This is a genomic window from Streptomyces sp. NPDC004610 (genome assembly GCF_040609715.1).
Taxonomy (GTDB): domain Bacteria; phylum Actinomycetota; class Actinomycetes; order Streptomycetales; family Streptomycetaceae; genus Streptomyces.
Genome location: NZ_JBEXLA010000019.1, coordinates 165,659 through 176,828, shown reverse-complemented (window position 1 = coordinate 176,828; position 11,170 = coordinate 165,659). Strand labels below are relative to the sequence as shown.

General features: G+C 72.1%; 10 protein-coding genes. 3 read left to right on the top strand and 7 right to left on the bottom strand.

The genetic code is table 11. The features are described 5' to 3' along the window. Positions 1 to 102: 102 nt before the first annotated feature. Both ABZX40_RS22280 and ABZX40_RS22275 read left to right on the top strand, forming a co-directional pair. Positions 103 to 300, top strand: coding sequence for a DUF397 domain-containing protein (locus ABZX40_RS22280; protein ID WP_355740689.1), 198 nt, complete (start codon positions 103 to 105; stop codon positions 298 to 300). Between the two features lie 133 nt (positions 301 to 433). Beyond that, positions 434 to 1,264 carry a hypothetical protein gene (locus ABZX40_RS22275; protein ID WP_355740691.1) on the top strand — a complete coding sequence of 277 codons (831 nt, stop codon included), beginning with the start codon at positions 434 to 436 and terminating at the stop codon, positions 1,262 to 1,264. A gap of 21 nt (positions 1,265 to 1,285) precedes the next feature. Here ABZX40_RS22275 and ABZX40_RS22270 read toward each other — a convergent pair whose 3' ends face one another. From ABZX40_RS22270 to ABZX40_RS22260, 3 genes are read right to left on the bottom strand one after another with little or no spacing between them, the layout of a single operon-like run. Next, positions 1,286 to 2,353, bottom strand: coding sequence for a hypothetical protein (locus tag ABZX40_RS22270; protein ID WP_355740693.1), 1,068 nt, complete (start codon positions 2,351 to 2,353; stop codon positions 1,286 to 1,288). Continuing rightward, positions 2,350 to 3,399 carry a polyprenyl synthetase family protein gene (locus ABZX40_RS22265; protein ID WP_355740695.1) on the bottom strand — a complete coding sequence of 350 codons (1,050 nt, stop codon included), beginning with the start codon at positions 3,397 to 3,399 and terminating at the stop codon, positions 2,350 to 2,352. Before ABZX40_RS22265 ends, ABZX40_RS22270 begins: the two co-directional genes overlap by 4 nt. Positions 3,400 to 3,412: 13 nt before the next feature. Then, entirely contained in the window at positions 3,413 to 4,756 is a 1,344-nt protein-coding gene (locus ABZX40_RS22260) for a cytochrome P450 (RefSeq protein ID WP_355740697.1), read from the bottom strand. Between the two features lie 319 nt (positions 4,757 to 5,075). Between ABZX40_RS22260 and ABZX40_RS22255 the strand changes: the two genes are divergently transcribed. After that, positions 5,076 to 6,257, top strand: a complete 1,182-nt coding sequence (locus ABZX40_RS22255) for an LLM class flavin-dependent oxidoreductase (RefSeq protein WP_355740699.1) — start codon at positions 5,076 to 5,078, stop codon at positions 6,255 to 6,257. A gap of 152 nt (positions 6,258 to 6,409) precedes the next feature. Here the strand turns inward: ABZX40_RS22255 and ABZX40_RS22250 are convergent, their stop codons facing one another. The 4 genes from ABZX40_RS22250 to ABZX40_RS22235 are packed head-to-tail and all read right to left on the bottom strand — an operon-like array spanning position 6,410 to position 11,157. Continuing rightward, complete coding sequence (locus tag ABZX40_RS22250; RefSeq protein WP_355740701.1) at positions 6,410 to 7,495, bottom strand: hypothetical protein; 1,086 nt, start codon at positions 7,493 to 7,495, stop codon at positions 6,410 to 6,412. A 50-nt stretch (positions 7,496 to 7,545) separates the two neighbouring features. Continuing rightward, positions 7,546 to 8,502 carry an N-acetylneuraminate synthase family protein gene (locus tag ABZX40_RS22245; protein ID WP_355740703.1) on the bottom strand — a complete coding sequence of 319 codons (957 nt, stop codon included), beginning with the start codon at positions 8,500 to 8,502 and terminating at the stop codon, positions 7,546 to 7,548. A gap of 16 nt (positions 8,503 to 8,518) precedes the next feature. Further along, a complete protein-coding gene (locus ABZX40_RS22240; protein ID WP_355740705.1) occupies positions 8,519 to 9,769 on the bottom strand; it encodes an N-acylneuraminate cytidylyltransferase in 1,251 nt (416 codons plus the stop codon). Positions 9,770 to 9,795: 26 nt separating this feature from the next. After that, on the bottom strand, positions 9,796 to 11,157 hold the full coding sequence (locus tag ABZX40_RS22235; protein ID WP_355740707.1) for a DUF6716 putative glycosyltransferase: 1,362 nt from the start codon (positions 11,155 to 11,157) through the stop codon (positions 9,796 to 9,798). Positions 11,158 to 11,170: the final 13 nt, after the last annotated feature.

The window sequence follows — 11,170 nt, the reverse complement described above, 5'->3', positions numbered from 1 at the left end:
GCAACCCGCTACGACAAGACCGCCGAGTCCTACCAGGCAGCCGTCACCCTCGCATCGCTCCTGATGTGGGCGTGACAATTGAAGACAACTCCTAGGAGCGGCATGAGCACTCGCCTTTGCTGGACCAAGTCCTCGTACTCCGGCGGCAACGACGGCAACGACTGCGTCGAGATCGCGGCCCGCGCCTCCCACATAGCCATCCGCGACTCCAAGACCCCCACCCGCGCCACCCTGCGCATCGGCCCCGCCGCCTTCGCCCCCTTCCTCCAAGCCCTCAAGAACGGGACCTCGGACGCGTGAGCCCGCAGAGCAGCCCATCGCGGCATGCCGATCTCCCGTCAATCGTGGTAGGGAGCCGGGAGGCTATCGAAATCCACCCCCTCCGGAGCAATCGCGCGCCCTCATCCACCCAGGGAAAGGCAGCCGACTCCCCATGTTCTGGTCCCCCGAGTCCGAACTGATCCTCACCGCCTGGCTGCTCGCCTTCCTCCTCGTGGACCTCACCCTGCGCGTCCTGCGACGGCGGAGCGCCCGGCCCGATCGCGAGGTCATCCGCCGGGCCATGGCGGCAGGCGTCTCCCCCGTACAGGCGGCCTACCAGCGGGCGCGCTGGATGCCGGACGCGGCTCAGGTCGCCCTCGCCGGGCTCCTCGCGGACGGGGTCGCCGAGGTGTCGGACGACGGGACGGTCACCGCCGTCGCGTCCACGCCCATGCCGGAGGACCCGGCTCTGCGCGCCCTCGTGAAAGGGCTCCGGGCACGAGGAGACACCGGCACACGGCTGTACGAGGTCCCCGGCGACAGCGACTTCGCGGCGTTCCGGGCGCGCGTGACCGAAGGGGCCCTACCCCTGACGCAGTACCACGGATCCCAGCGCACCGGACTCATCTGGCTCGGGTTCCTCGTGGTCCTCGGGGCCGGGCTCCACGGCGGGCTCTCCGGCGCCCCGGCGCCCGGCGGGATCGAGGAGGCGGAGTTCTGGGCCACGCTGCCCGTGCTCGGCTGGCCGGTGCTGTGTCTCTGGGCCGCCTTGACCTGGCCGGAGTCGTTCACCCCACGCTGGCCGGACTTCAACCGGCACTGCCAGGCCGTCGCCGACGCCGAGTTGGCGCGGGCGACCGCCCGGGATCTCGCGGCCCTGCGGCGGCAGCAGTTCAGGCCGACGCCGCCCCGCGCGGCATCCACGAGCAGCCGGGGGCGGGGGGACGCACCGGACTGGAATGTGGACGTGGACGTGGATGGGGGCGGGGTCGATGTCGACTGAGTCGTGAGGGCCTTGGGGCGGCTATTCGGTCGGCATCGGCCACCACCCGATCGACGGCAGACCCCATGGATCGATCCGCGCCGGGCGGCTCATGTCCGGGCGGTCCGACGCCGGATGCTCCCGGTATCTCGGCACCAGGTCCGACCAGTCCAGCACCCCCCGGATCAGACCCCCCAGCCCCGTCAGATACCTCCGGGTCGCCGGGGTCAGGGACGGTCGCAGGGCCTCTCTCGCCGTGCAGAAGTACGCCACGATGGCGTTGCAGAGGTGGACCGCCTCTGTCATCGCTTCCGGGCGGGAGCAGCCGAGTTCCTCGCCGATGACGTTCACCACGTTGTAGTCCAGCGGGCCCTCCTTCGGCGCGGAGCCCAGGTCGCCGAAGAGGGACATCACGATCGACGCCGCGTCGGTGAGGGCGTGGACCGCCGGGGTCTCCAGTTCCGCGGGGTCGGGGTCCGGGCCGCCGCACAGGTCGACCAGGGCCGCGCCCGCCGCGCCTGCCGCCGTGTACATGCGGAGGTAGAGGAAGTCGTCCAGGGTCGGGAGGACACCGCGTTCCGCGTCGAGGAGTTCGCGCGCCACGCCCGTCATATAGCGGGAGTGGGAGTCCACCCAGCGGCGGAGTTGGGCGGGGGCGACGCGGCCCTCCAGGTAGAGGCGCATGTCCCGCATCAGGAGGATCACCGGGTGGAGGCCCTCGGGGGTGCGCCAGGGGTCGTTGAGGGTGCGGACGAGTTGGGGGGCCAGGAGGGCGTAGTTGCGTTTGCGGTCGGGGATGTCGCCGTGGTCGAGGAACGTGTCGAAGAGGAGGCCCCAGACGATGTAGGCGGAGGAGAAGCGGAGGAGGTCCTCGGGGGCGTCCGGGGTCACCATGCAGGCGCAGTGCGCGGGGGCGCAGGCCGTCAGCATCCGGCGTTCCGGTTCGGTGCCGCCGAAGCCGAAGCGGGCGAACCACGCCAGGGTGTGCTTCTCGATCTCCGGTGCCCGGAGGGGAGGGGTGTGGGGGATGGGGCAGATGATGTGGGAGAGGACCGGGTGCGGAGGATCCAGGGGGTTCGCGGGATGCGAGGGGCTCGGTGCTGGGTTCATTCGCGTCTGTCCTCCTCCGCCCGGGGCTCGTCCGCGCCCTCGGTCAAAGCCCGTGCCGTGTGCCGTAGTACCTCCGTGTACGCCGGCTGCCCGGGGGCCGCGCGGGACAGCGCCCCGCACGCGCGGTCCGCCTCCCTGCTGACCATCTCCCGCGCCGCGTCCAGCGCGCCCAGGCGGGTCACCAGCGCCCGCATGGCGGTCAGGGCCGCCGAGGGGTCGTCGGTGTCGAGGAGGGTGCGGCGGAGGGTTTCGCGGTCGGTGGGGCCCGCGGTGTGGTGGGCCAGGAGGATCGGGAGGGTGGGGCGGCGGTTGCGCAGGTCGCTGATCTGGGGTTTGCCGGAGGGGGTGGAGGGCTGGGCGTCGTAGGGGAGGAGGTCGTCGCGCATCTGGAAGGCCATGCCCAGGTGGTGGCCGAAGCGGCCCAGGCCGTCCACCGTCCGGCGCTCCGCGCCCGCGAGCACCGCGCCCACCCGGCACGCCGCCTCGAACAGCACCGCCGTCTTGCCCTCGGCCATCCGGAGGTAGTCCTCGACCGGGCTGTCGATCGCCCCGGTCATGGTGATCTCGTCGTACGCGCCCCGGCAGACCCGCGTCCCGGCCGCCGCCTGGATGCGCAGGGCGTGGACGACACGGTCCGCCGGGATGCCTCGCCGGGCGCACTCGGTGAGCGCCGCGAACCACTCGAAGTACAGGGCGTTGCCCGCGATGATCGCCCTGGCCGGGCCGAACACCGTGTGCGCGGCGGGGCGGTTCCGGCGTTCCCCGTCCTGGTCGATGATGTCGTCGTGGAGCAGGCTGCCGACATGGGCCGCCTCGAAGCCGACCGCCGCCGGGACGACGGGGTGCAGGGGGGCGCCGCTGGCCAGGGCGGAGCACAGGAGCAGGACCGGGCGCAGGAGTTTGCCCGGGGGGAGCATGGCGTAGTGGTGGAGCGTCGCCATGCCGTCCGGGGCGGCGGGCCAGCGCCAGCCGATCTCGTCGGCCACGGCGTCCCGCAGGGTGTGGAGGGTGGACTGGACACCTCGGTCATCGTCGACGGCGACCACCGTGCGATTCCCTTCAGTTCACCGGGGCAGTCGGCAGGGAGACGCGGGGTGTCAGCTCGAACTGGAGGCGGCGGGGGACGTTCAGGGCCATCAGAGGGGTCGGGCGCAGATCCGCGCCGGCGACGGGTGCCGTGTCCCAGCGGCCCACGATCGTCGCCAGGCCGATGATGGCCTCCGTCAGCCCGTACACATCGCCGATGCACTTGCGGGCGCCCGAGCTGAACGCCTGGAACGCGCCCCTCGGCATCGCCGCGCGGGCCTCGGGCAGCCAGCGGTCCGGGTCGAAGCGGTACGGGTCCGGGAAGACCTGGGCGTTGAGATGGACGGCCGGGGGGCTGATCAGGATCGGGGCGCCCGCCGGGAGCCCCACCCCGCCGAAGTCCACCGGCGCGGTCGTCGCCCGGGTGAACAGCCACGCCGGGGTCTGCACCCGCAGGGTCTCCCGGACGACCCGTTCGGTGAGGGGGAGGGAGGGGAGGTCGTCCCAGCCGGCGGCGCGGCCGTTCAGTACCTCGTCCACCTCGGCGCGCAGCGCGCGGGACACCTCGGGGTGGCGGTCCAGCAGATACAGCGCCCAGGTGAGCGTGGTGGCCACGGTCTCCGAACCGCCGGCCAGCATCGTCATGATCTGCTCCTCGATCTGTGTGTCGCCGAGCCCGGCGGCGATCAGCAGGGAGAGCAGGTCGCCGTGGTCCTCGTCGTCGCGCCGGTAGTCGGCGACGATCCGGCGCACGGTGCCGCGCAGGGCGGCCAGGGCCCGGCGGTGGCGCTGATGGGCGGGGAGCGGCAGCCGGTACAGGGCCTCCGGGAAGAACATCCACTGGAAGAAGCCCGCGCTCAGCGTCTCGAACGCCTCCCGCAGGGTCTCCACCGTCTCGTCGTCGGCGTGCGCCGCGAACTGGGTCCGGATGATCGTGCGCAGGGTGAGGCGGTTCATGGTGGCGTAGCAGTCGATGCGTTCGCCGCCGGACCAGGAGCGGGTGAGCTCCTCGATCTCCTCCTGCATGACGGCGGCGTACTGGGCGATCCGGCCGCGGTGGAAGGCGGGTTGGAGCATTCGACGCTGGGCGCGGTGCTCGGACTGCGGGCAGGTTCCGATGCTGTCGCCGAATAATTCCCTCGCCTTTTTGTAGAACGGGCCGCCCTTGTCGAAGGTCCGGTCGTCGGCCAGAATGCGCCGGACCAACTCGGGGTGGCAGGGCACATGCGCACGGGTCGGGCCGAGCCGCACCTCCACGAGATCTCCGTACTCCGACAGTGAGGCCAGGAATTCAACGGCGTTCCGCACCAGGGGCAGGGCGTGCCCGGCGATCGGAAGTGCGCCGGGCGCACGACCTCCGGTAAAGGGGGGCGTCATGGCAGAGGGCTCCTTGAGAGGGGGGTGGTGACACAAGTCGGGGCGCCTTGGGGTAGATCAGGGCAGGTCAGAGGCGCCAGTCGGTGGGAGAGGAGGGAATATCGTATTAATGGGCGGGGGATTTCGGCGAGTGCCATGCCGAGTGGCCAACCGGGCGGAACTCCCTGATCCTCTCTGCCGCCAAAAGGGTGGTGATCATCCCTCGGCACCGGAATGCTTCACCATTTCCCTCGGGAATCTTCACCGGAGATCAGGCCGAGTTCGGGCCGAGATCAGGCCCTCTTGTTCCGCAGGACCGGCGTCGATACGCTCGATCGTCGTGCGTAAATTAGATGTGCGGTGCGGGGTTTTCACGCCCCCCTGGTCGCTTCCGCTGACCGGTGATCCGGCTCTCGCGATCCGGCGGGAGATCGACCTCATCACCTTCCTGGACCGCCTCGGATATGACGAGGCATGGATCGGCGAACACCATTCCGGCGGAATGGAGATTGTCGGATCACCGGAATTAATTGTCGCGGCAGCCGCCGAGCGCACCCGGCGGATCAGACTGGGTACCGGGGTCATCTCGCTGCCGTTCCACCATCCCCTCGCCGTCGCCGACCGGATCGTCCAGCTCGACCATCAGACCCGGGGGCGCGCGATGTTCGGGTTCGGGCCCGGACTGCTGCCCGGCGACGCCCATATGTTCGGCGTCCCCGCCGGGGAGCAGCGCGCCCGGATGGCCGAGGCGCTGGAGGTCGTCGTACGGCTGCTGGACGGGGAGGTGGTGAGCGGGCGGACGGGTCCGTATGTGCTGCGGGACGCGCGGCTCCAGCTCGGGACCTACACCCGGCCCCGGCCCGAGCTGGCCGTGGCCAGCGCGATCACCCCCTCCGGCGGCCGGCTCGCCGGGCGCTACGGCATCGGCATGCTCTGCCTCGCCGCGGCCACCGGACCCGGCTACGACGTGCTCTCCGTGAACTGGGCGAACGCGCTCGCCGCCGCCGCGGAGCACGGCCGGATCATGGACCGCTCGGCGCTGCGCCTGGTCGCCCCGTTCCATCTCGCGCCCAGCCGGGACCAGGCCATCGAGGAGGTCGAGGCCGGTTTCCGGCGGTGGGCGGAGCATGCGGACGAGGTGATCGAGGGGGGCGCGGCGACGGTCGGGTACGGGGACTTCGACGCGTTTCTGGCCAGTCCGGGGGTGACGGTCGGCACCCCGGCCGACGCGCTCGACGCGCTGGAGCGGTACTGGGCCGCGTCGGGCGGCTTCGGCGCGATCCTGCACCAGATCACCCGGTTCGCCGACGATGCTGCGGGGCGGCGGTCGCTGGTGCTGTTCATGGACGAGGTGATGCCGGTCTTCACCGGCCGCTGCGCCGCCCGCCTGGCCTCCCATTCGTGGTCGGCCGCGCATCGGGGGGTCTGGTACGCCGGTACGTTCGCGGCGGCGGAGGCGGAGATCCGGGCGCATGAGGAGCGGGAGGGGCGGGAGGGGAGAGAGGGACGGTTGCGCGGCTGACGACAGTCACCTCAGGGGCGCCGACCGCCACCCTTTACGCCGGGCCCGCCTCGGCCGAGGAGACCCCTACGCCGGGCCCGCCTCAGCCGGGAAAGTCCGCCTGTGCCGGGCCCGCCGGTTACGCCGGGCCCGCCTCGGCCGAGACAACCCCCCTACGCCGGGCTCGCCTCCGTCGACAGTCGGTGGACGTCCCGGGCCGTCCCCGTCACCCCGGACAGGAAACCCTGGGCGCGTGGTGAGGCGTTCTCGGTCAGCCAGGCCGGGTCGATGTCGCAGACGGCGACCTTGACCTCCGTACCGGCGAGGGCCAGGGGGAGGGTGTGGACGACCGTGGAGGGGAAGCTGAGGATGGTGCGGCCCACCGGGCCCCGGCGGGCGATGAGTTCCAGGGGGAGTTCCGGGCGGACGATCTCCAGGCCGGTCTCGGCGTGGAGGCGGTGGAGTTTCTCGGCGCTCTCGCGGCGGTGGGCGAAGTAGCGGGCGGCGTGGTGGGTCTTGGCGAGGGTGCGGACGGCGTCCACATAGCGCTCGCCGTCCACCACCCCGGTCTCCACCAGGGAGGTGCCGACCAGGTCGGCGCCCTTGGTGATGCGGGGCGGGCCGAAGCGGGCCCGGGTCCAGGCGAAGTCGTTGGCGGTGACCGTGACCCCGTCCGGGATCTCCTCGATCGGCATGGAGGAGAAGATCTCGACGCGGCGGTCGGGTTCGGGGGTCAGTCTGCGTCTCGCCGCCGAGGACACCGGGGCGAACATCAGGTCCCTCGGGCCCTGGCGGCTGCCCTTGCGGTGCCAGCGCACCAGGCGTTCCCCGCGCGCCAGCTGGGTGACGAACTCCATCGTCGCCGTGCCGTCGTCGACCACGACGAGATCGCGGGCCCGGGTGATGGTCAGCAGGAGCTGGACATAGCGGGAGAAGGGGTCGCCCATGACGATGCGGTCCGCCTTGCGGAGGGGGCCCATCAGGCCGCCGACCGTCTGGAAGGGGGCCGTGCTGCCGCCCCTCGCCTCCTCCCAGCGGACCTCGTAGCCCTCGTCGCGGGCCAGCTCGGCCATCCGGCGGAGCTGACCCCGGGTCATGGGGTCGACCGGGGACAGCACGACGAGGGTGAGGCCCGCGCCGGGGGCGTGCCGGTGCGCCCACTCCAGCACATTGAGGAGCTGTACCGGGCTCTCGACGAACGCGAGTGTGCGGTGCTGCTCGGCGGAGCGGGGGCCGGGCACTGTGGCGCGGGGGCTCATCCTCGTACGACCGTCCAAGGGAGGAGGAAAAGGGGGAGGAGGTGAGTCTGTCAGACCTGGACGGGCTCGCCCGCCGCCGCCGCGATCTCCGCCTCGGCCACGACGCCCTGCACCCGGCGCAGCTTCTTCATCGGGCCCAGCTCGGACTCGTAGACCTCCTTGATGCCGTTGCCGAGGGACGCCTCGATGGTGCGGATGTCGCGGACCAGGCGCTGGAGGCCCTGGGGTTCGACGGAGGCGGCCTGGTCGGAGCCCCACATCGCGCGGTCCAGGGTGATGTGGCGCTCGACGAAGGTGGCGCCGAGGGCGACGGCGGCGAGGGTGGTCTGGAGGCCCGTCTCATGGCCGGAGTAGCCGATCGGGACGTTCGGGTACTCCTTCTCCAGGGTGTTGATGACCCGGAGGTTCAGCTCCTCCGCCTTCGCGGGGTAGGTGGAGGTGGCGTGGCAGAGCAGGATGTTGTCCGAGCCGAGGACCTCGACCGCGTGGCGGATCTGGCGGGGGGTGGACATCCCGGTGGAGAGGATGACCGCGCGGCCGGTGGCGCGCAGGGCGCGCAGCAGCTCGTCGTCGGTGAGGGAGGCGGAGGCCACCTTGTGGGCGGGGACGTCGAACTTCTCCAGGAAGGCGACGGCCTCGGTGTCCCACGGGGAGGCGAACCAGTCGATCCCCTTCTCCGTGCAGTACGCGTCGATCTGGCGGTACTCGGCCTCACCGAACTCCACGCGGTGGCGGTAGTCGATGTAGGTCATCCGGCCCCAGGGGGTGTCGCGCTCGATGTCCCACTGGTCGCGCGGGGTGCAGATCTCCGGGGTGCGCTTCTGGAACTTGACCGCGTCGCAGCCGGCCTCGGCGGCGGCGTCGATCAGCTTGAAGGCGTTCTCCAGCTCACCGTTGTGGTTGATGCCGATCTCGCCGCAGACGTAGACGGGGCGGCCGGGGCCGACCTCGCGGGTGCCGAAGGAGCGGACGCGGGAGTGGGCGGAGGGGGCGGGGATGATGCTCATGACAGGGGGGGGTTCCTTAGGTGTCGAGGGTGTCGAGAGAGGGACCGAGGATCCAGCCGGCGATCTCCCGGATGGCGCCGTCACCGCCGGGTAGGGAGGTGACCGCGCGGGCGGCGCCGCGCACGACGTCGTGGGCGCTCGCGACCGCCACCGGCCAGCCGACGAGGGCGAAGCACGGCAGGTCGTTGACGTCGTTGCCGACGTAGAGCACGCGCTCGGGCGCGATGCCCTGTTCCTCGCACCACTGCTTGAGGGCGAGGTCCTTGCGGTCGATGCCGTGCAGGACCGGGATCTTGAGCTTCCGGGCGCGGGCGGCGACGACGGGGTTCTGTTCGGTGGAGAGGACGAGGAGCTTGAGGCCGCTCTTGCGCAGGGCGGCGATGCCGAGGCCGTCACCGCGGTGCACGGCGACGAACTCCCGGCCGTCGGAGTCGATCAGCACCCGGTCGTCGGTCTGGGTGCCGTCGAAGTCGAGGACGACGGCATCGATGTCGTCGGCGGTGGGCAGGGCGCCGGGGCGGTCGGCGTCGAAGATCGTGGCGAGGGCGCGGGCGCGGGCCAGCTCGTGCGGGTCGTCGATCTCCAGCACCCGGGCGGGGTCGGTGCGGACCAGTTCGGTGCGGCCGAAGAAGCGGTGCTGGTGCTCGCGGAAGCCGGGGGCGGCCATGGCGTAGGCGGCGCCGGTCTCCAGGAAGTCCTGCGGGCGGTCCTGGCGGCGCGGCCGGAACGCCTTGTCGTGGTTGACGCCGTAGCCGCCGGTGGGCTCGGCGCCCAGGTCGGACGCCTCGTCGTCGGCGTTGCGCCAGATGAAGCCGTGGAAGGGGGCGACGGTGACGGCGGTGTCGGCGCCGTTGTGCAGGATCGCGCCGACCACGCCGTCGATGTCCTCACGGAGGAGGAAGGGGCTGGTGCACTGGACGAGGAGGACGACGTCCACCGGGGTGCCGTGCAGGGCCTCGTGGGCGTTCAGGGCGTGCAGGACGGCGGCCTCGGAGGTGGCGGTGTCCCCGGCGATGGCGGCCGGGCGCAGCACCACCTCGGCGCCGGCCTGGCGGGCGGCGGCGGCGATGGCCTGGTCGTCGGTGGAGACCACGACATCGGTGACCAGCCGGGCGCCGGCGCACTCGCGGACCGCGCGGGCCACCAGCGGGACCCCGCCGACGGAGGCGAGGTTCTTGGCGGGCACCCCCTTGGAACCACCGCGGGCGGGAATCACCGCGAGCACCCGGCGCTTCGTCGCGCCGTTGCCCGTCTGTGCCTGGGACATGGGTGTTGCTCCTTGATCGGTGCGGCTCACAGCTCCCCCATCCGCCGGATGACCGGAGCGACCCGCTGGACGCCGTGCCGGTAGGCGCCGCGTGCGGCGCGGCGCACTATCTGCCGGACGGGGCCGGGTTCCTTGTCGTGCGCCGGGGCGCCCGGCAGCGGGCTGCCGTCGGGGCCGAGGTGGTGGCGGGCGAGGATGCCGGGCAGATAACCGGGCGCGGTCGCGGGGGTGTAGTACGGCGTGAGGGGGGGGAGTCCGTCGGGGCGGGCGAGGAGCTTGGTGATCCGCTCGCGGGCCGCGTCGAAGGCGTGCGGGTAGCTGCCGTCGGCGCAGACGCCCTGCCGGGAGACCCAGTCCTCGTTGGCGGTGGGCCGGTGCCGGGCGTCGAGCTGGTCCCAGGAGGCGAGGCACCCGGAGCCGACGAAGTGGTGGTTGCCCAGGGTCTCGCGGACGCCGAGGTCGGTGAGGACGACGGTGGGGATCCGGCGGTGCAGCGACTCCAGGGCGGCCGTCGAGCTGATGGTGACCAGCAGATCGGTGCGGTCGAGGACCTCGCCCATGTTGCCGTAGACCAGTTCGAAGTTGGCGGGCAGTTCACCGAAGCGCTCGGCCAGCTTCTGGTAGGGGAGTTCCTCGATATGGGTGGTGTGCTCGCCGGGCCGGGAGCGCAGTTTCAGCAGCACCCGGCGGTCCGGGTGGGTCCGCGCGTGCCGGATCAGCCGCTCCAGCAGATAGGTGCGGTCGCGGCGGCTGTCGGGGACGGAGGGCTGGGCGGCGAAGACCACCGTGTACGGGTCGTGGTCGCCGGGGTGGGGGGCGCCGCCGAGGAACGGGAGGGCCACCTCGGTGACCGCGGAGGGGTCGGCGCCGACGCCCTCGTACACCGCGCGGAAGCGGTCGGCGTCCTGGCGGGAGTTGGCGAGGACGAGGTCCGCGCCGTGCCGCAGCAGCAGTCCGTCGGCGAGCTTCTCGTAGACGACGCCCACATAGCCGGTGACGACGACGGGCCGGTCGCGGCGGTCCGCCCAGGCCCGCCCGAGGCCGTGCAGCATCGCCTGGACGCCACCGCCGACCAGGGACAGCACCAGGATGTCGTACGGCTCCCGCGCCATGATTCTCAGGAACTCCACAGCCGTGACCTCGCGGAGCGAGTCGGCGGGTACTCCGACCTCGGCGAGCTGGCGCGCGGTGGGGGTCGCGCGGCCCCGCAGCAGGTAGCCGTCCAGGGTCGGCGGGACTTGCGGCCCGTCACCGCCTGCGGTTTCCATGGACGCGCCCGGCGCGATACGGCGCGCGGTCAGGGCACCCCACTTCCAGCGGGTGTCCGAATCGGCGAGTACTGCGATCCGTGGGGGCTTCGTTGTACTGAGTGGCGTACTTGGTGGCACAGCCAAGACGCTA

Bases quoted from the DNA above. Each gene is read 5' to 3' on its own strand.
- ABZX40_RS22240 (WP_355740705.1), bottom strand. From the start codon at position 9,769: ATGTCCCAGGCACAGACGGGCAACGGCGCGACGAAGCGCCGGGTGCTC.
- ABZX40_RS22245 (WP_355740703.1), bottom strand. From the start codon at position 8,502: ATGAGCATCATCCCCGCCCCCTCCGCCCACTCCCGCGTCCGCTCCTTC.
- ABZX40_RS22280 (WP_355740689.1), top strand. From the start codon at position 103: ATGAGCACTCGCCTTTGCTGGACCAAGTCCTCGTACTCCGGCGGCAAC.
- ABZX40_RS22260 (WP_355740697.1), bottom strand. From the start codon at position 4,756: ATGACGCCCCCCTTTACCGGAGGTCGTGCGCCCGGCGCACTTCCGATC.
- ABZX40_RS22270 (WP_355740693.1), bottom strand. From the start codon at position 2,353: ATGAACCCAGCACCGAGCCCCTCGCATCCCGCGAACCCCCTGGATCCT.
- ABZX40_RS22250 (WP_355740701.1), bottom strand. From the start codon at position 7,495: ATGAGCCCCCGCGCCACAGTGCCCGGCCCCCGCTCCGCCGAGCAGCAC.
- ABZX40_RS22275 (WP_355740691.1), top strand. From the start codon at position 434: ATGTTCTGGTCCCCCGAGTCCGAACTGATCCTCACCGCCTGGCTGCTC.